General features: G+C 58.6%; 23 protein-coding genes and 1 pseudogene. 11 read left to right on the forward strand and 13 right to left on the reverse strand.

Annotated elements, in window-relative coordinates:
- Positions 1-15: 15 nt before the first annotated feature.
- The 3 genes and pseudogenes from dadX to AS136_RS28770 all read right to left on the reverse strand — a co-directional run.
- Positions 16-1,086, reverse strand: coding sequence for a catabolic alanine racemase DadX (gene dadX, locus AS136_RS17880; protein ID WP_012967778.1), 1,071 nt, complete (start codon positions 1,084-1,086; stop codon positions 16-18).
- Between the two features lie 9 nt (positions 1,087-1,095).
- The gene (locus tag AS136_RS17885; protein WP_008804309.1) at positions 1,096-2,394 is read right to left on the reverse strand and encodes a D-amino acid dehydrogenase; all 1,299 of its coding nucleotides are present in this window, start codon (positions 2,392-2,394) and stop codon (positions 1,096-1,098) included.
- 98 nt (positions 2,395-2,492) lie between these two features.
- A pseudogene (locus tag AS136_RS28770) lies at positions 2,493-2,627 on the reverse strand (hypothetical protein); the annotation flags it as partial.
- Between the two features lie 88 nt (positions 2,628-2,715).
- On the opposite strand from AS136_RS28770, the gene AS136_RS17890 reads away from it, so the two are divergent.
- Entirely contained in the window at positions 2,716-4,248 is a 1,533-nt protein-coding gene (locus tag AS136_RS17890; RefSeq protein WP_004203310.1) for a SpoVR family protein, read from the forward strand.
- 74 nt (positions 4,249-4,322) lie between these two features.
- On the opposite strand, the gene fadR is transcribed toward AS136_RS17890, so the two are convergent.
- On the reverse strand, positions 4,323-5,042 hold the full coding sequence (gene fadR, locus AS136_RS17895; protein WP_012541278.1) for a fatty acid metabolism transcriptional regulator FadR: 720 nt from the start codon (positions 5,040-5,042) through the stop codon (positions 4,323-4,325).
- Between the two features lie 248 nt (positions 5,043-5,290).
- On the opposite strand from fadR, the gene nhaB reads away from it, so the two are divergent.
- The 3 genes from nhaB to AS136_RS17910 all read left to right on the forward strand — a co-directional run bounded on the left by nhaB (position 5,291) and on the right by AS136_RS17910 (position 7,995).
- Positions 5,291-6,841, forward strand: coding sequence for a sodium/proton antiporter NhaB (gene nhaB, locus AS136_RS17900; protein ID WP_023322880.1), 1,551 nt, complete (start codon positions 5,291-5,293; stop codon positions 6,839-6,841).
- A gap of 128 nt (positions 6,842-6,969) precedes the next feature.
- The gene (dsbB, locus tag AS136_RS17905; RefSeq protein WP_008804305.1) at positions 6,970-7,500 is read left to right on the forward strand and encodes a disulfide bond formation protein DsbB; all 531 of its coding nucleotides are present in this window, start codon (positions 6,970-6,972) and stop codon (positions 7,498-7,500) included.
- 150 nt (positions 7,501-7,650) lie between these two features.
- Positions 7,651-7,995 carry a TehB family protein gene (locus AS136_RS17910; RefSeq protein WP_002910895.1) on the forward strand — a complete coding sequence of 115 codons (345 nt, stop codon included), beginning with the start codon at positions 7,651-7,653 and terminating at the stop codon, positions 7,993-7,995.
- Positions 7,996-8,003: 8 nt separating this feature from the next.
- Here AS136_RS17910 and AS136_RS17915 read toward each other — a convergent pair whose 3' ends face one another.
- The 3 genes from AS136_RS17915 to AS136_RS17925 form a co-directional block, all read right to left on the reverse strand.
- Entirely contained in the window at positions 8,004-8,450 is a 447-nt protein-coding gene (locus AS136_RS17915; RefSeq protein ID WP_008804304.1) for a YcgN family cysteine cluster protein, read from the reverse strand.
- Between the two features lie 94 nt (positions 8,451-8,544).
- Positions 8,545-9,204, reverse strand: a complete 660-nt coding sequence (locus AS136_RS17920; protein ID WP_012967776.1) for a fumarylacetoacetate hydrolase family protein — start codon at positions 9,202-9,204, stop codon at positions 8,545-8,547.
- 16 nt (positions 9,205-9,220) lie between these two features.
- Positions 9,221-9,502, reverse strand: coding sequence for a YcgL domain-containing protein (locus AS136_RS17925; RefSeq protein ID WP_004203320.1), 282 nt, complete (start codon positions 9,500-9,502; stop codon positions 9,221-9,223).
- Positions 9,503-9,628: 126 nt separating this feature from the next.
- Between AS136_RS17925 and minC the strand changes: the two genes are divergently transcribed.
- The 3 genes from minC to minE are packed head-to-tail and all read left to right on the forward strand — an operon-like array spanning position 9,629 to position 11,439.
- Complete coding sequence (gene minC / locus AS136_RS17930) at positions 9,629-10,330, forward strand: septum site-determining protein MinC (RefSeq protein WP_008804301.1); 702 nt, start codon at positions 9,629-9,631, stop codon at positions 10,328-10,330.
- Positions 10,331-10,353: 23 nt separating this feature from the next.
- A complete protein-coding gene (gene minD, locus AS136_RS17935; protein WP_008804300.1) occupies positions 10,354-11,166 on the forward strand; it encodes a septum site-determining protein MinD in 813 nt (270 codons plus the stop codon).
- 3 nt (positions 11,167-11,169) lie between these two features.
- A complete protein-coding gene (gene minE / locus AS136_RS17940) occupies positions 11,170-11,439 on the forward strand; it encodes a cell division topological specificity factor MinE (RefSeq protein WP_004103270.1) in 270 nt (89 codons plus the stop codon).
- Positions 11,440-11,516: 77 nt separating this feature from the next.
- Here minE and rnd read toward each other — a convergent pair whose 3' ends face one another.
- The 5 genes from rnd to AS136_RS17965 form a co-directional block, all read right to left on the reverse strand.
- The gene (gene rnd / locus AS136_RS17945; RefSeq protein ID WP_023297868.1) at positions 11,517-12,632 is read right to left on the reverse strand and encodes a ribonuclease D; all 1,116 of its coding nucleotides are present in this window, start codon (positions 12,630-12,632) and stop codon (positions 11,517-11,519) included.
- A gap of 81 nt (positions 12,633-12,713) precedes the next feature.
- Entirely contained in the window at positions 12,714-14,399 is a 1,686-nt protein-coding gene (fadD, locus tag AS136_RS17950; RefSeq protein WP_032701002.1) for a long-chain-fatty-acid--CoA ligase FadD, read from the reverse strand.
- 205 nt (positions 14,400-14,604) lie between these two features.
- Positions 14,605-15,186, reverse strand: coding sequence for a Slp family lipoprotein (locus AS136_RS17955; protein ID WP_008804297.1), 582 nt, complete (start codon positions 15,184-15,186; stop codon positions 14,605-14,607).
- A gap of 38 nt (positions 15,187-15,224) precedes the next feature.
- A complete protein-coding gene (gene tsaB / locus AS136_RS17960) occupies positions 15,225-15,920 on the reverse strand; it encodes a tRNA (adenosine(37)-N6)-threonylcarbamoyltransferase complex dimerization subunit type 1 TsaB (RefSeq protein WP_023322882.1) in 696 nt (231 codons plus the stop codon).
- A 145-nt stretch (positions 15,921-16,065) separates the two neighbouring features.
- Complete coding sequence (locus tag AS136_RS17965; RefSeq protein WP_008804295.1) at positions 16,066-17,976, reverse strand: ATP-dependent DNA helicase; 1,911 nt, start codon at positions 17,974-17,976, stop codon at positions 16,066-16,068.
- A 131-nt stretch (positions 17,977-18,107) separates the two neighbouring features.
- Between AS136_RS17965 and AS136_RS17970 the strand changes: the two genes are divergently transcribed.
- A complete protein-coding gene (locus AS136_RS17970; protein ID WP_002910910.1) occupies positions 18,108-18,452 on the forward strand; it encodes a RidA family protein in 345 nt (114 codons plus the stop codon).
- Here AS136_RS17970 and AS136_RS17975 read toward each other — a convergent pair whose 3' ends face one another.
- Positions 18,453-18,656 (reverse strand): YoaH family protein, encoded by a 204-nt coding sequence (locus AS136_RS17975; protein ID WP_008804294.1) that lies wholly within the window; start codon positions 18,654-18,656, stop codon positions 18,453-18,455.
- Positions 18,657-18,744: 88 nt separating this feature from the next.
- Here AS136_RS17975 and pabB point away from each other — a divergent pair, with 88 nt between their 5' ends.
- From pabB to sdaA, 3 genes are all read left to right on the forward strand, one after another.
- On the forward strand, positions 18,745-20,100 hold the full coding sequence (gene pabB, locus AS136_RS17980) for an aminodeoxychorismate synthase component 1 (RefSeq protein ID WP_023322883.1): 1,356 nt from the start codon (positions 18,745-18,747) through the stop codon (positions 20,098-20,100).
- Between the two features lie 3 nt (positions 20,101-20,103).
- On the forward strand, positions 20,104-20,682 hold the full coding sequence (locus AS136_RS17985) for a CoA pyrophosphatase (protein WP_008804292.1): 579 nt from the start codon (positions 20,104-20,106) through the stop codon (positions 20,680-20,682).
- Between the two features lie 162 nt (positions 20,683-20,844).
- Positions 20,845-22,209 (forward strand): L-serine ammonia-lyase, encoded by a 1,365-nt coding sequence (gene sdaA / locus AS136_RS17990; protein WP_004151445.1) that lies wholly within the window; start codon positions 20,845-20,847, stop codon positions 22,207-22,209.
- Positions 22,210-22,281: the final 72 nt, after the last annotated feature.

The raw sequence follows: 22,281 nt of genomic DNA on the forward strand, positions 1-22,281 counted from the left end.
CCGCCCCGGAATAGGTTACAGGGTCACAACCGGCACCCGCGGCGCCAGGGCGCACATCAGCTCATAGCCGACGGTGCCGCTGCTGGCCGCCACGTCGTCGATTTTAATCTCTTTGCCCCACAGCTCGACCGGCGCGCCGATCCCGGCCTGCGGACAAGGCGTTAAATCGACCGCCAGCATATCCATCGATACGCGTCCAACGGTAGTGGTGCGTACGCCATCCACCAGCACCGGCGTGCCGCTCGGCGCCACCCGCGGATAGCCATCGGCATAGCCGCAGGCGACGATGCCGATCCGCTGCTCCTGGCTGGTGCGGTACAGGCCGCCATAGCCAATCGCCTCGCCGGGGCGCAGGTTCTGCACGCCGATGATTTCGCTGCGCAGCGTCATGACCGGCTTCAGCCCGGTGTTCGCGATGTCCTGCCACTGCCCGGAAGGCGACGCGCCATACAGCACGATGCCCGGACGCACCCAGTCAAAATGCGCTTCCGGATGCCAGAGGGTCGCCGCCGAGTTGGCCAGCGAGCGCGGGCAATCCAGCCCCTCCGCCGCCTGTTCGATACGGCGCATCGGCTCGACAATCCCCTGCGGGTTCTCCGCCTCCGCGAAGTGCGACATCAGCGTCATTTCGCCGACGTTGCTTATCGCCCGCAGCTGCTGCCAGACGGTATGCACCCGCTCCGGCATAAAGCCCAGCCGGTTCATACCGCTGTTCACCTTGAGATAGATATCCAGCGGCGCGCGCAGCTTCGCCTGCTGCAGCGCCTTAATCTGCCAGTTGCTGTGGACGCTGGTGGTTAAGCGATATTGATCGAGCACCGCCAGCTCATCGGCATGGAAGAAGCCCTCCAGCAGCAGGATCGGACCTTTCCAGCCCTGCTCGCGCAGCAGGATCGCCTCTTCCAGGTTGAGCAAGGCGAAACCATCCGCCCCGCTTAACGCACTCCATACGCGCGCCACGCCGTGGCCGTAGGCGTTGGCTTTGACCACCGCCCACAGGCGCGACCCAGGGGCCGCGCGACGCACTATCTGTAAATTCTGCCGCAAGGCCAGCAGGTCGATGCTGGCCACTACCGGACGGGTCATGCAAGCTCCTTAGTTGTGTGCGCCATGCAGATGCTGCGGACGCGCCGGGGTGAACCCGGGGCTGTAGCGGGCGACCGCCAGATCGTCGTAAGGGATCGCCGGCGTGCGCCCGGAGATCAGATCGCTGATAAGCTGCCCGGAGCCGCAGGCCATGGTCCAGCCAAGCGTGCCGTGGCCGGTGTTGAGCCACAGATTTTTATACGCCGTGCGGCCGACCACCGGCGTGCCGTCCGGTGTCATCGGCCGCAGGCCGGTCCAGAACGTCGCCTGCTCCACGTGGCCGCCGCGCGGGAACAGATCGCGCACCACCATCTCCAGGGTTTCGCGACGCGGCTGCAGCAGCGCTTTGTTAAAACCGACGATCTCGGCCATGCCGCCGACGCGAATGCGCTGATCGAAGCGGGTAATAGCGATTTTGTATGTTTCATCAAGGATAGTGGAAACCGGCGCGCCGTCCTCCTGGGCAATCGGAATGGTCAATGAGTAGCCTTTCAGGGGATAGACCGGTATATCCACCAGCCCTTTAAGCATCGCCGTTGAGTAGGAGCCGAAGGCCATCACATAGGCATCGCCCTTGATAATCTCATCGCCGCATTTCACCCCGGCAATGCGATCGCCCTCCTGTAGCAGGGCGTCCACTGCGGTGTTGAAGCGGAAAGTGACCCCGGCCTGTTCCGCCATTGCCGCCAGACGGGTGGTAAACAGCTGGCAGTCGCCGGTTTCATCGTTGGGCAGGCGCAGGCCGCCGGTCAGTTTATGGCTGACTTCCGCCAGCGCCGGCTCCACCTCCGCCAGCCGCTTCGCTTCCAGCAGCTGGTACGGCACGCCGGCGTCTTCCAGCACCGCGATGTCGCGGGTGGCATTTTCATACTGTTTGGCGGTCCGGAACAGCTGCAGCGTCCCGCCCTGACGCCCTTCATACTGAATGCCGGTGGTGTCGCGCAGCGCTTTCAGGCAGTCGCGGCTGTACTCCGCCAGGCGCACCATACGGCCTTTGTTCTCCATATAGTGGCGGGTGTCGCAGTTACGCAGCATCTGCCACATCCACTTCAGCTGGAACGACGTGCCGTCAAGACCGATCGCCAGCGGCGCATGGCGCTGAAACATCCATTTGATCGCCTTCAGCGGCACCCCCGGCGCCGCCCAGGGCGCCGCATAGCCGGGAGAAATCTGCCCGGCGTTGGCCGCGCTGGTCTCCTCTGCCGGACCAGGCTGACGGTCGATAACCGTCACCTCATGACCCGCCTGACTCAAATACCACGCGCTGGCTACCCCAACCACCCCACTTCCCAGTATGACGACACGCATAGCGACTCCGTAACAGTTAAAGAACAATCATCTAATTACAAATTGATAACTCAGTTGAAAATATTATTCAACATACGCTTTATTTATGGTGACTTAACTCACAGCAAACCGCACCAGCCCTGCGCTGCGAGATTTACGATCTCATGCTGCGCTTTATTTTTACCCAGCATTAAATTCTGTAAATAAGCGCAAAAAACGGCTTTGAGATGGGGAAATCGCGAAGAAAAGAAATTGTCTGACGATACAGTTTGCCATCCGGTGTTCTATGCTTGTTTAGAGGTTTTCCGTTCAGAGAAAACCAACAACAACGAGGGCGCGCTAATGGCTACGATTGACTCCATGAACAGGGACACCACCCGTTTAAGCGATGGACCCGACTGGACGTTCGAGTTACTGGAGACCTACCTGGCCGAAGTGGACCGGGTCGCCAAGCTCTATCGTCTTGACACCTACCCGCACCAGATCGAAGTCATTACTTCCGAGCAGATGATGGACGCCTACTCCAGCGTCGGCATGCCCATCAACTATCCGCACTGGTCGTTCGGCAAGAAATTCATTGAGACCGAGCAGGCCTATAAGCACGGCCAGCAGGGCCTGGCGTATGAGATAGTCATCAACTCCAACCCCTGTATCGCCTACCTGATGGAAGAAAACACCATCACCATGCAGGCGCTGGTCATGGCGCACGCCTGCTATGGGCACAACTCATTCTTTAAAAATAACTATCTGTTTCGCAGCTGGACCGACGCCAGCTCGATCATCGATTACCTGATCTTCGCCCGCAAATACATTACCGAGTGTGAAGAGCGCTATGGTGTCGACGAAGTGGAGAAACTCCTCGACTCCTGCCACGCGCTGATGAACTACGGCGTCGACCGCTATAAACGTCCGCAAAAAATCTCCTTGCAGGAGGAGAAAGCGCGGCAGAAAAGCCGGGAAGAGTATCTGCAAAGCCAGGTGAATATGCTGTGGCGCACCCTGCCGAAGCGCGAGGAAGAAAAAGCGATTGAGTCCGCCCGTCGCTACCCTTCCGAACCGCAGGAGAACCTGCTGTACTTTATGGAGAAGAACGCCCCGCTGCTCGAATCGTGGCAGCGCGAGATCCTGCGCATCGTGCGTAAAGTCAGCCAGTATTTCTACCCGCAGAAACAGACCCAGGTGATGAACGAGGGGTGGGCCACCTTCTGGCACTACACCATCCTCAACCATCTCTATGATGAAGGGAAAGTGACGGAGCGCTTTATGCTGGAGTTTCTCCATAGTCACACTAACGTGGTGTTCCAGCCGCCGTACAACAGTCCGTGGTATAGCGGGATTAACCCCTACGCGCTGGGCTTCGCCATGTTCCAGGACATCAAGCGCATCTGTCAGTCGCCCACCGAAGAGGACAAGTACTGGTTCCCGGATATCGCCGGTTCTGACTGGCTGGAAACGTTGCATTTCGCCATGCGTGACTTCAAGGACGAGAGCTTTATCAGCCAGTTCCTGTCGCCGAAGATCATGCGCGATTTCCGCTTCTTTACCGTGCTCGACGACGATCACAACAATTATCTTGAGATCTCGGCGATTCACAACGAAGAGGGCTATCGCGAGATCCGCAACAAGCTCTCGGCGCAGTATAACCTCAGCAATCTTGAGCCGAACATCCAGGTGTGGAACGTTGACCTGCGCGGCGACCGCTCGCTGACCTTGCGCTATGTGCCACACAACCGCGTCCCGCTGGACAAAGGCCGGCGCGAAGTGCTGAAACATGTGCATCGTCTGTGGGGATTCGATGTGCTGCTGGAGCAGCAGAACGCCGACGGCAGCATTGAGCTGCTGGACCGCTGCCCGGCGCGCCCGAACGCGCTATAACATTGCGGGACGATGAAAACGACGAAGGGGGCCACTGGCCCCCTTATTGTGTTTATCGATCGCCAATATCCGGCTTAACGCATATTCATGGCTAAATCGCCGGGCAGCGATTTCTGCATCCGATGCCAGATCTCCCCGCTGTCATGGCCGTAGCGACGGACCAGCTCGTACACCTGATCGTGCAGGCCGCCTTCGCACACCTTCGCCAGCTGATGATAAAAGCCCAGCGCCAGGCTGCGCGCTTCCGGGCTGGAGAAATAGTGGCGGCCGATGCGGGTATACAGCCCCTTCATGCCGTTGAGGATCAGGCCGTAAATCGGGTTGCCGGAGGCAAACGCCAGACCGCGGAAGATATTGTAATCGAGGTCGGCAAAGGCGTCGGCGTGATCTTCCACTTCCCGGGCGCTGTCCAGTACCGCCAGCGCTTTATCCGGATGCTGACGGAACGCGGTGCGAATAAAAATCGTGGAAATATTGGTGCGTACGGAGAGCAGGTTATCAATCAGCTGCGGCACGCTGTCGTGATCGAGGCGCGCCAGCGTTTCGAGAATATTCAGCCCGGAGGTCTCCCAGAAGTTATTCACTTTGGTGGGCTTGCCATGCTGAATGGTCAACCAGCCGTCACGCGCCAGACGCTGCAACACTTCGCGCAGAGTGGTGCGGGTGACACCGATCAGCTCAGAAAGCTCGCGTTCAGCGGGGAGAATCGATCCAGGTGGGAAGCGGTTATTCCAGATGCTCTCAATGATATACTCTTCCGCGAAACCCGCAGGGCTCTGCGCCTTAATGACCATAATAATATTTCCATTACACATTGTTGCAATTGCACTCATCATACCAGAGCCGCTATAGCGCAGATAGCATCGCAAGTGAATTAAAAAGGGATCGCCGTTTCATTTTCCGTTTTTACTTTGCGCTTTTCCTTATCACCCGTCACCGCCGCCGCGGTGCGAAGAAAGTTGCTTCTCATTTTGCTCAACTGATACTCTTGCCAATAGTTACGCACAAAATCATGTACTAATTGACGGGGAAGGATTCTGTCGTGGAAATTTCATATGGCCGCGCGCTGTGGCGCAATTTTCTTGGCCAGTCGCCGGACTGGTACAAGCTGGCATTAATCATTTTCTTAATCGTAAACCCGCTGGTGTTTGCCGTGGCGCCGTTTGTCGCCGGCTGGCTGCTGGTGGTTGAGTTTATCTTTACCCTCGCCATGGCGCTGAAGTGCTACCCGCTGCTGCCGGGCGGCCTGTTGGCGATTGAAGCGCTGCTGATCGGCATGACCAGCCCGGCGCATGTGCGGGAAGAGATCGCCGGCAACCTTGAAGTGCTGCTCCTGCTGATCTTCATGGTCGCGGGCATCTACTTTATGAAACAACTGCTGCTGTTCGTCTTCACGCGCCTGCTGCTGGGGATCCGCAGCAAGATGCTGCTGTCGCTGGCCTTCTGCCTGGCGGCCGCCTTCCTCTCCGCCTTTCTCGATGCGCTTACCGTGGTGGCGGTGGTGATTAGCGTCGCCGTTGGGTTCTACGGCATCTACCACCGCGTCGCTTCAGCTCGCCCTGATGATAACGATCTGCTGGACGACAGCCATATCGAGCAGCACTACCGCGAGGTGCTGGAGCAATTCCGCGGCTTTCTGCGCAGCCTGATGATGCACGCCGGCGTCGGGACCGCCCTCGGCGGAGTCATGACCATGGTTGGCGAACCGCAAAACCTGATTATCGCCAAAGCGGCGGGCTGGCATTTTGGCGAGTTCTTTATCCGCATGGCACCCGTCACCGTGCCGGTGATGGTGTGTGGGCTGTTGACCTGTCTGCTGGTCGAAAAGTATCGCCTGTTTGGCTACGGCGAACCGCTGCCGCCCGCGGTGCGGAAGGTACTGCAGGACTTTGACGACCGCAGCCGCGCCCAGCGCAGCCGTCAGGAGCAGTTGCGGCTGATTGCCCAGGCGGTGATTGGTGTCTGGCTGATCGTCGCCCTCGCCTTTCATCTGGCCGAAGTCGGGCTCATTGGTCTGTCGGTGATCATCCTCGCCACCACGTTTTCCGGGGTGACTGATGAGCACGCCATTGGCAAGGCGTTCACCGAGGCGCTGCCCTTCACCGCGCTGCTGACGGTGTTCTTTGCCATTGTGGCGGTGATCATCGACCAGCGGCTGTTCACCCCGGTCATTGAATTTGTGCTGCAGGCCTCGCCGCACGCGCAGCTGTCGCTCTTTTACCTGTTTAACGGCCTGCTGTCGTCCATTTCGGATAACGTTTTTGTCGGCACGGTCTACATTAACGAAGCGAAAACCGCCCTCGAACATGGCGTTATCAGCCTGCCGCAGTTTGAGATGCTGGCGGTGGCGATCAATACCGGCACCAACCTGCCGTCGGTCGCCACCCCCAACGGCCAGGCGGCATTCCTGTTCCTGCTGACCTCCGCGCTGGCGCCGCTTATCCGACTCTCCTATGGCCGCATGGTATGGATGGCGCTGCCCTACACTCTCGTACTGACGCTGGTCGGCCTGCTGTGCGTCGAGTTCACCTTGATGCCGGTCACCAACTGGCTACTGGCGCACGGCTGGGTGACCACGCCCACGCTGCCCTGACCCGATCCTGGCCCGGATTCATCCGGGCCATTCAATAACCCGTTACGTAATATTTTCTGCCGGGCCGCTGGCGTCGGTTCGGTTTTCGTTTACACTGCCATGATTTAGCATCTTCCAGGGAAATGATTATGTTGCAATATTTAAACCAGTGCTCAAGGGGACGCGGTGCCTGGCTCCTGATGGCATTAACCGCTTTTATTCTCGAACTCGTTGCGCTGTGGTTCCAGCATGTGATGCTGCTGCAGCCGTGTGTGATGTGTATTTACGAACGCTGCGCACTGTTCGGCATCATGGGCGCGGGGCTGGTCGGCGCCATCGCCCCCAAAACGCCGCTGCGCTATGTCGCCATGGTGATCTGGTTGTACAGCGCAATACGTGGACTGCAGCTGGCGTGGGAGCATACGATGATCCAGCTGCACCCTTCGCCGTTCCAGACCTGTGATTTCGCCGCCCGCTTCCCAACCTGGCTGCCGCTGGATAAATGGCTGCCGCAGGTTTTCGTCGCGTCCGGCGACTGTTCAGTGCGTCAGTGGCAATTCCTGTCGCTGGAGATGCCGCAATGGCTGGTCGGTATTTTTGCTGCCTATCTGCTGGTCGCCATCCTGGTGATCATTGCTCAGCCTTTCAAAGCGAAAAAACGCGATCTGTTTGGCCGCTAAGCCGCTGCGAGTACCGCACACAATGAAACGCCCTGCGGGGCGTTTTTTTATGTCTGCTGCGCATCGTTGCATCGTTTCCTGCCTGTGGTTGACCACAGCCCCTAAAAGGTGCATATTAAATACATCTTTTAAAGCCCCACAGGAGCTCACATGTCATCTTTACTGATCCCCGCAGACTGGAAAGTTAAACGCTCCACCCCGTTCTTTACTAAAGAGAACGTCCCCGCCGCCCTGCTGAGCCATCACAACACCGCGGCCGGCGTCTTCGGTCAGCTGTGCGTCATGGAGGGAACGGTCACCTATTACGGTTTTGCCAATGAGCAGGCGACGGAGCCGGAAAAGAAAGTGGTCATTCATGCCGGACAGTTTGCCACCAGTCCGCCGCAGTACTGGCACCGCGTCGAACTCAGTGACGACGCCCGCTTCAATATTCACTTCTGGGTGGCCGAAGAAACCGACGGTGAAAACGGGCTGTTTCACGCGAAGAAAGCGTGATCCGGCGCTTAACGCGCCCTGTCAGGCAGATTGAGGATATGATCCTGCCAGTCGACGACGGTGGACTCGGGCACCGCAATATGGCGAACAGAGATGCGTTCGCCATGCATCGCCGCTTTTGAGCCGGTCAGCAGCGGATGCCAGGCCGGCAGCGATTTGCCCTCCGCCAGCAGGCGATAGGCGCAGGTCGGCGGCAGCCATTCGAAGGTTGGCAGGTTTTCGCGGGTAAGCTTGATGCAGTCTGGCTCGTACTCGAAGCGACGTTCGTAGTTACGGCACTGGCAGGTTTTGATATTAAGCTGACGGCAGGCGACGTTGGTGAAGTAGATCTCATCGGTGTCTTCATCCATCAGCTTGTGCAGGCAACACTGGCCGCAGCCGTCACACAGCGATTCCCACTCCGCGTCGGTCATTTCATCCAGTGTTTTTTGTTGCCAGAAAGGTTGTTCGCTCATCGGAGTGTCCGTCGTTGCCAGTTAAGGGTGCACCTTATAACCAGTCTGGCACGCCGATGCAAGTTTTGCCGCCCCAAGAGGCGGCAAGCAGCGCTTACAGCACGCGGGTGGTGAGCGACAGGCCGTTGAAGCCAACTTCCAGTTCGTCACCGCTATGCAGCGGCCCCACCCCTTCCGGGGTGCCGGTGAGGATCACATCCCCGGCTTTGAGGGTAAAGAAGCGCGACATATAGGCGATCAGCGGCACAATCTTATGGATCATGTCGGCTGTGGTTCCCTGCTGGCGCACTTCACCGTTAATCTTCAGGCTTAACGGCGTATTCTGCGGGTCGCCGTGGAACTCAGCGGCCGGGATAAAGCCGGAGATTGGACTGGCGTTATCGAAGCCTTTCGCCTTCTCCCACGGTTGCCCGGCCTTTTTCATCTTAGCCTGCAGGTCGCGCAGGGTGAGATCCAGCGCGACGCCATAGCCGGCGATCCCTTTCTGCACATGCTCTTCCGTCGCCTGACGCAGCGTGCTGCCGATCAGCACCGCCAGCTCGACTTCGTGGTGCACTGAGCCCAGCCCTTCAGGAAGCACCAACGGCTGACGGAGATCGCACAGCGCGGTCTCAGGTTTAATAAACAGCACCGGCTCTTCCGGCGTCGCACTGCCCATTTCCTTGATGTGTTTTGCATAATTACTGCCGACGCAAACCACTTTGCTCACTGGATAATCCAGAAGCGCACCCTGCCAGTTATGATGTTGGTACATTATTTTCCCTCGTGGGTTAATCGGATTGTTTCCCCTGTTCCGCCAGGTGTTTCTTGAGTAGATTTTCAGATGGCGGGGGAAGTTGCAGGTAATAGCCCTGCTCGCTCAACGCCTGTTTCACTTTTTCCAGGTCGGCGTTAACCAGCTTTTTGCGCCCATCCAGCGGCAGCAGCATCGCCATTTGCGGCGTGCCGAAGCCGCGCATTAGCTCGTCAGGAACGCGTGAGAAATCGTCTTTTTTTTCGACGTATAAATAGGTTTGTTCACGTTTAGTACTTCGATAGATCACACAAAACATAGTTTTACTCGGAATTAGACCCGTGGTCACTTGCCTCAATATATGAGTGACTATAACATGCCTTTTAGTCTTCGGAATATCACCGCACTTCTGCGGTTGATAAACAGCAAATTGAGTAAGGCCAGGATGTCAAATACGCCAATCGAACTTAAAGGCAGTAGCTTCACGTTATCTGTCGTTCATTTGCACGATGCAAATCCCGAGGTTATTCGTCAGGCGTTAGAAGACAAAATCGCCCAGGCTCCCGCCTTTTTACGCCATGCGCCGGTGGTGGTGAATATCGCCAGCGTGGAGGAGGAGGTCGAATGGCGCGCCATTAACGAGGCCATCGCCGCGACCGGTTTACGCATTATGGGCGTCAGCGGATGCAAAATCCCGCGCCTGAAAACCGAAATCGATCGCGCCGGGATCCCGTTATTAACCGAAGGGAAAGAGAAAGCCCCTCGTCCGGCACCGTCCGAACCCACCCCTCCGCCGCCGCCAGTTGCTAACCAGATCACAAAAACGCGTTTGATTGATCAGCCGGTACGTTCCGGTCAGCGCATTTATGCGCCACACTGTGATCTTATTGTTACAAATCATGTGAGTGCCGGTGCGGAACTTATCGCTGACGGCAATATCCATGTATATGGCATGATGCGAGGACGCGCGCTGGCAGGCGCCGGTGGCGACAGAGACGCCCAGATATTTTGTACCCACCTTGCGGCGGAGCTGGTCTCCATCGCCGGGGAATATTGGCTGAGCGATAACATCCCGGCCGAATTTTATGGCAAAGCGGCACGCCTGCGTTTAGGTGAAAGCGCTTTGACAGTTCAACCGTTGAATTAATCCCTTTTTAACAAGGAATTTCTATGGCACGCATTATTGTTGTGACTTCGGGTAAAGGGGGCGTTGGCAAGACCACCTCCAGCGCGGCCATCGCTACAGGTTTGGCCCAGAAGGGAAAGAAAACCGTCGTTATCGACTTCGACATCGGCCTGCGTAACCTCGATCTGATTATGGGCTGCGAACGTCGCGTCGTTTATGATTTTGTCAACGTCATCCAGGGCGATGCCACGTTGAACCAGGCGCTGATCAAAGATAAGCGCACGGAAAATCTCTACATTCTCCCGGCCTCTCAGACCCGGGATAAAGACGCCCTGACCCGCGAAGGCGTCGACAAAGTTCTCGAAGAACTGAAGAAAATGGACTTCGATTTCATCGTCTGTGATTCACCGGCAGGTATCGAAACCGGTGCGCTGATGGCGCTCTATTTTGCTGATGAAGCCATCATCACCACCAACCCGGAAGTCTCCTCCGTTCGCGACTCCGACCGTATCCTTGGCATTCTCGCTTCGAAATCCCGTCGTGCGGAAAATGGCGAAGAGCCGATCAAAGAGCATTTACTGCTGACCCGCTACAATCCAGGCCGCGTCAATAAAGGCGATATGCTGAGCATGGAAGACGTGCTGGAAATTCTGCGCATTAATCTGGTGGGCGTGATCCCGGAAGACCAGTCAGTCCTGCGCGCATCCAACCAGGGTGAGCCCGTGATTCTGGATGCCGCGTCGGACGCAGGCAAAGCCTATGCCGATACCGTTGAACGTCTGCTCGGAGAAGAACGCCCTTTCCGCTTCATTGAAGAAGAGAAGAAAGGATTCCTCAAACGCCTGTTCGGAGGATAAATTATGGCTTTACTCGACTTTTTTCTCTCGCGAAAAAAGAACACGGCTAATATTGCGAAAGAACGCCTGCAAATCATCGTCGCCGAGCGTCGCCGCGGCGACGCGGAGCCGCACTACCTGCCGCAGTTGCGCAAAGATATTCTGGAAGTGATCTGTAAATACGTGCAGATCGACCCGGAGATGGTCAGCGTGCAGCTGGAGCAGCGGGATGGTGATATTTCGATTCTTGAGCTGAACGTGACCCTACCCGAAACGGAAGAGTCGAAACCCTGACCCTGTTGTTCCGCCCCGAAAAAAACCGGCAACGCCCTGCGCTGCCGGTTTTTTTATGACCTGAACCAGACCGCCCGCTAGCGCGGATAGTCGTTTAACAGCGACTTCAGCCGCCCGGCCATCAGTTCGCCACGCCAGCCGGAAATCAGCTCAGGCTCACCGGCTTGCGTTTTCAACTGCCAGTGCCAGTTCAGCAGCTGGTTGATCTGCCGACGCGACGCCAGCAGTTCCGCGCTCACGCCCTTGTCGGCACTCACTTCCTGCACCAGCGCTTTAATATCTTTAAAGGCTTTACGGTAACCCGGCATGTCAATGAGGTTCTGCAGCGGCGCCGGCAGGGCCGATTCCGGCAGCGCCTGGGCTTTCTCGACCAGGCTAATCAACGTCTTGCCGTGGAAGCGAATTTCACTGCCGGACAACCCGAGGCTGTCGAGCTCGCCGAGGCTGGTGGGCATATAGCGCGCCACGCTCCACAGATGCTCTTCCCGCACCACAAAGTTCACCGCCAGGTCGCGCTCACGCGCTTTGCGCAGACGCCACTCTGCCAGCAGCTGCAGGCAGCCCAGCTGGCGGGTACGCAGCTGCCAGGCGTTGCCGATGTCGCGCCAGGCCTCGGCCGGGTCGACCACCTCCTGACGGCGCTGCTGCATCAGACGACATTCGTCCAGCGCCGCCGACAGCCAGCCTGCGCGGTCGGTCTCCGCCATTAATTGGCTGGCGATCGGCAACAGATACCAGACATCGGCTGCGGCGTATTCACACTGACGCTCGGTCAGCGGGCGCGCCAGCCAGTCGGTGCGGGATTCACTTTTATCCAGCGCCACTCCGGAATATTCTTCCACCATAGAGGCAAAGCCCCAGGACATCGGGCGGCCGCAGAACGCCGCCAGGATCTGGGTGTCAATCAGCGGCTGCGGCATCAGGCTGAACGCGTTGAGGAAGACTTCTAAATCTTCGCTGCCGGCATGCAGGTATTTAGTCACATCCTGGTTGAGCAGCAGCTCGCGCATCGGCGCCCAGTCGCTAATCGTCAAGGGATCGATCAGAGAGACCTGGGTGCCGTCGAACAGCTGCAGCAGGCCCAGCTGCGGATAGTAGGTACGGGTACGGACAAATTCCGTATCCAGAGCGACGGCGGAGGCCGCGCTTGCCGCTTCGCACACAGCGCGCAGGCCATCGTCGGTGGTGATCATCTGATAGTTCAAAGCATACTCTCTTAACTTGCGCCCATAAAAAACGCCGGCGTAGCCGGCGTCAGGCGACTCATTCGTTACTTAGCCTTTATTGTCCACTTTAGCGCGCGCTTCGTCACGCAGTTCTCGCCGCAAAATTTTCCCGACGTTGGATTTCGGCAGTTCGTCACGGAATTCCACCAGCTTCGGCACTTTGTAGCCGGTGAGATGGCGGCGGCAGAACGTAATCAGCGCCTCTTCGGTTAATGCGGCCTCTTTCTTGACCACGAAAATCTTCACCGCTTCACCGCTGCTGCCGGACGGCACGCCGATGGCCGCCACTTCGAGGACGCCGCTGTGCTGCATAACCACATCTTCGATTTCATTCGGATAGACGTTAAAACCCGACACCAGGATCATATCTTTTTTCCGGTCAACGATGCGCAGGAATCCCTCTTCATCCATCACCGCGATGTCCCCGGTGTGCAACCAGCCGTCTTTGATAATCTCATCCGTCGCGTCAGGACGCTGCCAGTAGCCCAGCATCACCTGCGGCCCCTTGATACAGAGCTCGCCCGGCTGACCCGGCGCCACTTCGTTATCGTCGTCGTCCACCAGTTTGGCTTCTGTGGAAGGCACCGGCAGGCCAATGCTGCCGCTGTGGTAGTCGATGTCGTGCGGGTTGACGCTGACCAGCGGCGAACACTCGGTCAGGCCGTAGCCCTCCAGCAGATATTGTCCGGTCAGTTTTACCCAGCGCTCGGCCACCGCCTGCTGCACCGGCATCCCACCGCCGGCGGAGAGGTGCAGCGAGGAGAAATCAAGCTGCTGAAACTCTTTGTTGTTCAGCAAGGCGTTGAACAGGGTATTGACCCCGGTCATGGCGGTGAAAGGATATTTCGCCAGCTCCTTCACCAGCCCGGGAATGTCGCGTGGGTTGGTGATCAGCAAATTTTGCCCGCCCAGTTCGATAAACAGCAGGCAGTTCATGGTCAGGGCGAAAATGTGATACAGCGGCAGCGCGGTCACCACGAACTCTTTGCCGCGATGCAGCAGCGGGCCGTAGGTGGCATTGACCTGCTCGAGGTTCGCCAGCATGTTGCGGTGGGTCAGCATCGCCCCTTTGGCCACGCCGGTGGTGCCCCCGGTGTACTGCAGAAACGCCAGATCTTCCGCAACGATCTCCGGCTTCACGTACTGCATGCGGTAGCCATGCTGCAGTGCGCTGCGAAACGAGATGGCATCCGGCAGGTGGTACTTAGGCACCAGGCGCTTGATGTACTTGACCACGAAGTTCACCAGCGTGCCTTTGGCGGTGGAGAGCTGATCGCCCATGCGCGTCAGGATCACGTGCTTAACCTGAGTTTTCGCCACCACTTTTTCCAGGGTATGGGCAAAGTTGGAGACGATGACGATCGCCGCCGCGCCGCTGTCGTTGAGCTGATGCTCCAGTTCACGCGGGGTATACAAGGGGTTGACGTTAACCACGATCATCCCGGCGCGCAGGATGCCAAACAGAGCCACCGGATACTGCAGCAGGTTAGGCATCATCAGGGCCACGCGATCGCCCTTCTGTAATCCTAACCCCTCCTGAAGGTAAGCGGCAAAGGCGCGACTACGCTCTTCAAGCTTACGGTAGGTCATCACTTCACCCATATTGATAAACGCCGGTTGGTCGGCGTAGCGGGTGGTGGCATGCTCAAACAGTTCAACCAGGGATTGATAGCGGTCAGGGTTTATCTCCGCAGGAACATCTGCGGGATAACGGTTTAGCCAAACCTTTTTCACTGCATCACCTCTGAAATAGTTATTCGTCGTCATCACAGCCCCTGGCAAATACATTTTGTTAACATTATATTAACTCAGCGTACCAGTTTATTAATTAGGCAATAAGCAGGTTGCGAAGCGCGTCACTATTTTTTTTCTTATTCGACTGAAAACAAAGAAACAGCGGACCGGCCGCTGTTTCTTTGAACTAACATAAACAACAAAATCATTCGGTTACGACGTTTCTCACCTCAGCAGGGCCGGGGTTGTACCAGCCCCAGCCGCCATAGCCGTAACCCCAGGGGCGCGGACCCAGCATCCACGGATCGATGGGCTGCGGGGGCATCACCACCTGCTGCACCACGTTCCAGCGTTTGTAACCGATGGCGTTCATCAGCATAAATTTATACGGCGTGCTGCCCACTTTGCCGTCGACCACGCCGGCAATCGGCCCGACCACGGTGACCAGCTGGCCGCGGTAGTCGACCGGATCGAGGAAGCCGTTAACGTCGGCATAGATCCGCCCACGAGACGGTTCGCCCAGCACAGGCCGTGCGCCGCTGTCCAGCGGTACGGTGGCGATTTCTAAGCGGGTTTTACCCTGCTGGTTCTGCACATTGACCACTTTGCCGCCAAAGCGTGCTTCCTGGCCAACGTACAGCTGCGGGGCGTTCATCACCCGCACTAAATCCTGCTGCGGCGTAGGGCTGGTGCCTTTGATGGCATCCGGCACTGACACGCAGCCGCTTAGCGCAACGGCAACCGCCGCGGCTAACAGCCAGCGAACGCCCTGTTTTTGACCCGCCATGATGCGACTCCTTTTCTCAGTCTTCTTGTTACTGAGATTCACTCGCGGCCTGGAAGTTTCTTCCACGCCACCTCGTTTCGCAAATAAACCGGCTCCGCTTTCTCCACGGCCACGGTTTTCCCCGCCGCCAGCAGGTAACAGGCTAACGGCAGCATATCCTCCGCCGCCGGCAGTGCAATTTCGCCGCTGCTTAAGGTCAGTCCGCTCGCTTTCGCCAGATCCGGCCACGCCTGCCAGCCGGTGCCGACGGTGGCCCATTCGCCGGAAAGCTGTGCCAGCCGTTCGGCTACCGCTTCCGGTTTGAGCACCGCTTCCGTCTCTTCGCCATGCCAGACGCCCTGCTCGTCACGCTGGTACTCGGCCCAGTAGACTTCGCCCATTCGTGCGTCAATGGCCGCCAGCACGCGGGTGGCGCCGGTTTTGCGCCAGGCGCCCTGCGCCATGGTGGCCAGCGTGGAAACGCCGATCATTGGCAGCTCAGCGCCCAGCGCCAGCCCCTGAGCGATACCGATGCCGATGCGCACGCCGGTAAAGCTACCCGGACCGCGGCCAAAGGCCAGCGCGTCCAGCTCGGTCAGCGTGGCGCCGCTCTCGGTGAGGACCTCCTGCACCAGCGGCAGGATACGTTGGGTATGTTCGCGGGGACAAATTTCGAAATGAGCACTAAGGGTGCCATCATTCCACAGCGCCGCGGAGCAGGCCTCTGTGGCGGTATCGATAGCCAAAATTCGCATGGGTGGTCACGCTCTCGTTACATAGTTCAGGCCTTCAGGCAGCCTGTTTTCCGGCAAACGGCCAACCCGCCGCCATACCGCCCGAAGTCTATTGGGAACCGCTAATTAACAAAATGGCGCGCAGCTTAACACATTTTAGTGCGGATTACCTTGCCGGCGGCACGGCGAGGAAGCGCACCGCCCGGCGGATATCGCGGGTCCGCGGCGCGGGCGGCAGGCTGGCCAGGAACACCGCGCCGTAGGGGCGCATCACCAGCCGGTTGTCGCAGATCACCAGCACCCCGCGATCGTCGATATCGCGGATCAGACGCCCCACCCCCTGTTTGAGGGTGATGACGGCTTCCGGGAGCTGTACTTCATCGAACGGATCGCCGCCGCGCAGCCGACAATCTTCCATGCGCGCTTTCAGCAGCGGGTCGTCTGGCGAAGTAAACGGCAGCTTATCGATAATCACCAGCGACAGCGCATCACCGCGCACGTCGACCCCTTCCCAGAAGCTGCTGGTGGCCACCAGCAGGGCGTTGCCGGCGCTGACGAATTGCTGCAGCAGTTGGCCTTTGCTGGTTTCCCCCTGCAGCAACACCGGTAGCGTCATGGTGGCGCGGAACTGCTCCGCCAGATCGCGCATCATGGCGTGCGAGGTACACAGCATAAAGCAGCGACCGTCGTTGGCCTCGATCAGCGGCTTGAGCATCGCCGCCAGGTGGCGCGCCGCGCCAGGCTGGTTCGGCAGAGGCAGATTGCGCGGCACGCAGAGCAGCGCCTGATGTTGATAATCAAAGGGGCTCGGCAGCAACAGGGACTGCGCCTCATCGATCCCCAGCCGGGCAGTGAAGTGATGCAGATCGTCGTTGACTGACAGCGTCGCCGAGGTAAAGATCCAGCTTCCCGACTTCTGCGCCATCACCTCTTTAAACTTCTCGGCCACGGTCAACGGCGTCAGGGCGAGAGTAAAGTGGCGCGAGGTGCACTCATACCAGTAGCTGTAGCCCGGCTGGTTAATCTCTTTCAGCCGCTTTAAGCGCCCGCGATAGAGGGTGGCGCGCTCAAAGGCGGCATCGAGCAGCGCCGAGCGGCCCAGCGAAAGTTTGGCGACGTCATAGCATAGCTCGAGCGCGTCATCGAGCAGCAGCAGCGCGCGCTGAATGTGGCTATCCGCCAGCAGTTCGCGCAGGTTGCCGCGATAGCCGGGATCCCCCAGCTGCAGGCGAAAATCCTGAGCGCTTTGCGCCAGGCGGTCGGCGCATTTTTGCAACTGCTGGGTGTCTTTCAGTTCGGTGCGGTAGGCAATGGTGATGTCTTTCGCCAGATCCAGCAGCTGGCGGCTGGAGAGCGACTGACCAAAGTACTGACTGGCGATATCCGGCAACTGATGGGCTTCATCGAAGATCATCACTTCCGCCTCGGGGATCAGCTCGGCAAAGCCGCTCTCTTTGACCACCATATCGGCCAGGAACAGGTGATGGTTGACCACCACCACGTCGGCGTCCATCGCTTTTTTACGCGCCTTCACCACGAAGCAATCTTTATACAGTGGGCAGTCGCTACCGAGACAGTTATCGTTGGTGCTGGTGACCAGCGGCCAGGCCTGGGAGTCTTCCGCGACGCTGGCGCAAGTGCTGATATCGCCATCCTGGGTTTGATTCGACCAGGAGCGCAGGAGGATCACATCGCTGAGGGTTTGTACCGGCAGATCGCCGCCCGCCAGCGCCTGCTGCTCAAGACGTTCAAGGCACAGGTAGTTGGAGCGCCCTTTAAGCAGCGCCAGTTTACCGGTGAATTTGAGCGCCTTGGCGACGGTGGGCAGATCGCGGCTATAGAGCTGATCCTGCAGCGCTTTCGAGCCGGTGGAGATAATCACCTTTTTTTTCGCCCGCAGCGCAGGCGCCAGGTAAGCGTAGGTTTTACCGGTTCCGGTCCCCGCTTCCACCACCAGCGGTCGGGAGGCCTCAATCGCTTCGCTCACCGCTTTCGCCATCTGGCGCTGCGGCTCGCGCGGCTTAAATCCCGGTATGGCTTTGGCTAACTGGCCGTCTGCTGCAAAATCGTCGATCACATTGCCCCCTGGTTATTTGGACAGTGATTATGTCAGGGAGGACGGCGTTTCGCCAGTCCAGGTAGTGACGCGAGCGGAACATTATGGCAGTCTTGCCGCAGCCGAATGGAATGCTCAAAGAGGAAAAAGAAATGACAATTACGCGTATTGATGCCGAAGCCCGTTGGTCAGACGTGGTGATCCACAACCAGACGCTGTACTACACCGGCGTGCCGGCAAATCTTGATGCCGACGCCTTCGAGCAGACCGCCAATACCCTGGCGCAGATTGACGCGGTGCTGGAAAAACAGGGCAGCGACAAGTCGCGTATTCTTGACGCCACCATCTTCCTCGCCGATAAAAGCGACTTTGCGGCAATGAATAAAGCCTGGGACGCGTGGGTGGTGGCCGGTCACGCCCCGGTGCGCTGCACGGTGGAAGCGACGCTGATGAACCCGCAGTATAAAGTTGAGATCAAAATTATCGCCGCGGTGTAATTAGTCGTCCTCATCTTCGTCTTGATCTTCATCCTCATCTTCAAAGCGCGCGACGATCTGCTCGCCGGTATGCGTTGCGCGCAGCTCTTCCGCCACCAGGGCAATCGCCTGGCCGCTGCTCATCCCCTGGGCCATTAGCTCATGGATACGTTCGACCGCTTTTTGCTGTTGCTCGTGGCTCAGCGAAGGTAAACCTGCAAACATCTTTTACTCCTGCTACATTGTGGGGCGTAATTATTTCACGCCGTCCCCGCCTACGCCAGAGGGACGGCAACGTTCAGGATCGAGAAAGATGTTGTCCCCCGCGATTATTACCCTGCCCTGGCGCCCGGATGCGGCCGAACACTATTTTGCGCCGTTAAGCGCCCTGCCCTGGGCGATGCTGCTGCATTCCGGCTTTGCCGACCATCCGCATAACCGCTTTGATATTCTGGTGGCTGCCCCGCGCGCCACGCTGCTGACGCGCGGTGAACAGACGTGGGTCGATGACGGCGAAACCGCTTTTGTCTCCGCGGAAGATCCGCTGCAACTGCTTCAACAGCAGTTGGATCGTCAGCCGTTCACGCCGCAGCCCCATGACGATCTGCCGTTTCTTGGCGGCGCGCTGGGACTATTCGGGTACGATCTGGGCCGCCGCTTTGAGCGTCTCCCTTCGCACGCGCAGGCCGATATCGCGCTGGCGGATATGGCGGTGGGGATCTATGACTGGGCGCTGGTCGTCGACCACCAGCGCCAGCAAATTTCGCTGCTCAGCTATGACGATCCGCAGCAGCGCCTGCAGTGGCTGCAGGCGCAATCCCGTCCGGCGATGAAACCTTTCGCCCTGACCTCTGCCTGGCAGTCAAATATGAGCCGCCAGCAGTACGGCGAGAAATTTCGCCAGGTGCAGGCCTATCTGCACAGCGGCGACTGCTATCAGGTCAACCTCGCCCAGCGTTTTCAGGCCCGCTACGTCGGTGATGAATGGCAGGCCTTCCGCCAGCTGAATACCGCCAACCGCGCCCCCTTTAGCGCCTTTATTCGCCTCGAGGAAGGGGCGATTTTAAGCCTGTCGCCGGAGCGCTTTATTCAGCTGCGCCAGGGGGCGATCCAGACGCGCCCAATAAAAGGTACTCTGCCGCGGCTCGATTCGCCGCAGGAAGATGCGCGGCAGGCTGAGAAGCTGGCGAACTCCCCGAAAGACCGCGCCGAGAATTTAATGATTGTCGACCTGATGCGCAACGACATCGGCCGCGTCGCCGTGCCGGGCAGCGTGCGGGTACCCGAGCTGTTCGTGGTGGAGCCGTTCCCGGCGGTCCATCATCTGGTCAGCACCATCACCGCCCGCTTACCGGCGACGCTGCATGCCAGCGATCTGCTGCGCGCCGCCTTCCCCGGGGGATCTATCACTGGCGCCCCGAAGGTCCGGGCGATGGAGATTATCGATGAACTGGAACCTCAGCGACGTAACGCCTGGTGCGGGAGCATTGGCTACCTGAGCTATTGCGGCAATATGGATACCAGCATCACCATTCGCACCCTGACGGCCTGGCAGGGGCAACTGTATTGCTCCGCTGGAGGCGGTATCGTCGCGGACAGCGAGGAAGATGCGGAATATCAGGAAACTTTTGATAAAGTTAATCGTATCCTGCACCAACTGGAGAACTAGACCATGGCGGACCACGCCCTCAATCTGGATGATTTTCTGTCCCGCTTCCAGCTGCTGCGCCCCCAGCCTTCGCGCCATGCGCTCAATCAGCGGCAGGCGGCGGTGCTGGTGCCGATCGTGCGCCGACCGCAGCCCGGCCTGCTGCTGACCCAGCGTTCGCCGCTGCTGCGCAAGCACGCCGGTCAGGTCGCCTTTCCCGGCGGCGCGGTAGATAATACCGATGCGACGCTTATCGCCGCCGCCCTGCGCGAAGCCCAGGAAGAAGTCGCGATCCCCCCGGAAGCCGTCGAGGTGATCGGCGTTCTGCCGCCAGTGGACAGCGTCACCGGTTTTCAGGTGACGCCGGTGGTGGGCATTATTCCCCCCAATCTGCACTATCACGCCAGTCAGGACGAAGTCTCAGCGGTATTTGAAATGCCGCTCGCCGAAGCCCTGCGCCTGGGGCGCTACCATCCGCTCGACATCCACCGTCGGGGTAACGACCACCGCGTCTGGCTCTCCTGGTACCAGCATTATTTTGTCTGGGGAATGACCGCCGGGATCATTCGCGAGCTGGCGTTGCAGATAGGCGCTCGACCTTAGCTATACTGTTTATGAGAGAGCGCTCTCACTATTAGTAAAATCGCGGTTATCCATTAGTTTAATTCATGTGAATAGTTCAACTGGCAGCGCGCTTCCCTCTTACACTATGCGCAGTTATTACATCGTTACCGCACCCGCGGTAACCCTGTCAGGAGTATTATCGTGATTAGTCTATTCGACATGTTCAAGGTGGGGATTGGTCCCTCATCTTCCCACACTGTTGGCCCGATGAAGGCCGGTAAACAGTTCGTCGATGACCTGGTCGAAAAAGGATTGCTTAATGCGGTAACCCGTGTGGCGGTTGACGTCTACGGCTCGCTGTCATTAACCGGCAAAGGCCACCATACGGACATCGCCATTATCATGGGACTGGCGGGCAATCAGCCCGATACGGTCGATATTGACGCGATCCCGGCATTTATCCGTGACGTCGAGGCGCGCGGCCGACTGCTGCTGGCCAACGGCCAGCACGAGGTCGACTTCCCGGCGGATGACGGCATGCGTTTTCGCAGCGACAACCTGCCGCTGCACGAAAACGGCATGACCATTCATGCCTGGGCCGGCGAGAAAGAGATCTACTGCAAGACCTATTACTCGATTGGCGGCGGCTTTATCGTCGATGAAGAGCACTTCGGCAAAGAAAACGCCAATGAATTGCAGGTGCCCTACCCGTTTAAATCGGCGCAGGAAATGTTGGCGTATTGTAAAGAGACCGGCCTGTCGCTCTCCGGGATGGTGATGCAAAACGAGCTGGCGCTGCACAGCAAAAAAGAGATCGAGGACTATTTCGCCAACGTCTGGCAGACCATGCGCGCCTGTATCGACCGCGGGATGAACACCGAAGGCGTGCTGCCTGGTCCGCTGCGCGTGCCGCGTCGCGCCTCGGCGCTGCGTCGTCTGCTGGTGGCCAGCGATAAGCTCTCCAGCGATCCGATGAACGTCGTTGACTGGGTCAATATGTTCGCACTGGCGGTCAATGAAGAGAACGCCGCCGGCGGTCGCGTGGTGACCGCGCCGACCAACGGCGCCTGCGGCATCGTTCCGGCGGTACTCGCCTATTACGACCACTTTATCGAATCCGTCAGCCCGGAAATTTATATCCGCTACTTTATGGCCTGCGGGGCGATCGGCGCGCTGTACAAGATGAATGCCTCCATTTCCGGAGCGGAAGTCGGCTGTCAGGGTGAAGTGGGCGTTGCCTGCTCGATGGCGGCGGCGGGCCTGGCTGAACTGCTCGGCGCCAGCCCGGAACAGGTTTGCGTGGCGGCGGAGATCGGCATGGAACACAACCTCGGCCTGACCTGCGACCCGGTCGCCGGCCAGGTGCAGGTGCCATGCATTGAACGTAACGCCATCGCCTCAGTCAAGGCAATCAACGCCGCGCGAATGGCGATGCGCCGTACCAGCGAACCGCGCGTCTCGCTCGACAAAGTGATCGAGACCATGTACGAAACCGGTAAAGACATGAACGCCAAGTACCGCGAAACCTCCCGCGGCGGCCTGGCGATTAAAGTTCAGTGTGACTAAACTGTTCGTCCCCCCCTGCGCCCGCAAAGCGCGCAGGGGGATAACCCTGGTGACTGAAATCTCCCTGATGCG

It is taken from the genome of Klebsiella sp. D5A (assembly GCF_001620885.1).
Classification (GTDB): domain Bacteria; phylum Pseudomonadota; class Gammaproteobacteria; order Enterobacterales; family Enterobacteriaceae; genus Klebsiella; species Klebsiella variicola.

Coding starts and splice junctions, on each gene's coding strand:
- AS136_RS17915 (WP_008804304.1), bottom strand. CDS start 8,450: ATGAGCGAACAACCTTTCTGGCAACAAAAAACACTGGATGAAATGACC.
- AS136_RS17955 (WP_008804297.1), bottom strand. CDS start 15,186: ATGGCGGGTCAAAAACAGGGCGTTCGCTGGCTGTTAGCCGCGGCGGTT.
- pabB (WP_023322883.1), top strand. CDS start 18,745: ATGTTGTCCCCCGCGATTATTACCCTGCCCTGGCGCCCGGATGCGGCC.
- AS136_RS17925 (WP_004203320.1), bottom strand. CDS start 9,502: ATGTTTTGTGTGATCTATCGAAGTACTAAACGTGAACAAACCTATTTA.
- minC (WP_008804301.1), top strand. CDS start 9,629: ATGTCAAATACGCCAATCGAACTTAAAGGCAGTAGCTTCACGTTATCT.
- AS136_RS17975 (WP_008804294.1), bottom strand. CDS start 18,656: ATGTTTGCAGGTTTACCTTCGCTGAGCCACGAGCAACAGCAAAAAGCG.
- minE (WP_004103270.1), top strand. CDS start 11,170: ATGGCTTTACTCGACTTTTTTCTCTCGCGAAAAAAGAACACGGCTAAT.
- minD (WP_008804300.1), top strand. CDS start 10,354: ATGGCACGCATTATTGTTGTGACTTCGGGTAAAGGGGGCGTTGGCAAG.
- AS136_RS17970 (WP_002910910.1), top strand. CDS start 18,108: ATGACAATTACGCGTATTGATGCCGAAGCCCGTTGGTCAGACGTGGTG.
- tsaB (WP_023322882.1), bottom strand. CDS start 15,920: ATGCGAATTTTGGCTATCGATACCGCCACAGAGGCCTGCTCCGCGGCG.
- AS136_RS17890 (WP_004203310.1), top strand. CDS start 2,716: ATGGCTACGATTGACTCCATGAACAGGGACACCACCCGTTTAAGCGAT.
- fadR (WP_012541278.1), bottom strand. CDS start 5,042: ATGGTCATTAAGGCGCAGAGCCCTGCGGGTTTCGCGGAAGAGTATATC.
- rnd (WP_023297868.1), bottom strand. CDS start 12,632: ATGATCACCACCGACGATGGCCTGCGCGCTGTGTGCGAAGCGGCAAGC.
- AS136_RS17920 (WP_012967776.1), bottom strand. CDS start 9,204: ATGTACCAACATCATAACTGGCAGGGTGCGCTTCTGGATTATCCAGTG.
- AS136_RS17885 (WP_008804309.1), bottom strand. CDS start 2,394: ATGCGTGTCGTCATACTGGGAAGTGGGGTGGTTGGGGTAGCCAGCGCG.
- dadX (WP_012967778.1), bottom strand. CDS start 1,086: ATGACCCGTCCGGTAGTGGCCAGCATCGACCTGCTGGCCTTGCGGCAG.
- AS136_RS17985 (WP_008804292.1), top strand. CDS start 20,104: ATGGCGGACCACGCCCTCAATCTGGATGATTTTCTGTCCCGCTTCCAG.
- AS136_RS17910 (WP_002910895.1), top strand. CDS start 7,651: ATGTCATCTTTACTGATCCCCGCAGACTGGAAAGTTAAACGCTCCACC.
- dsbB (WP_008804305.1), top strand. CDS start 6,970: ATGTTGCAATATTTAAACCAGTGCTCAAGGGGACGCGGTGCCTGGCTC.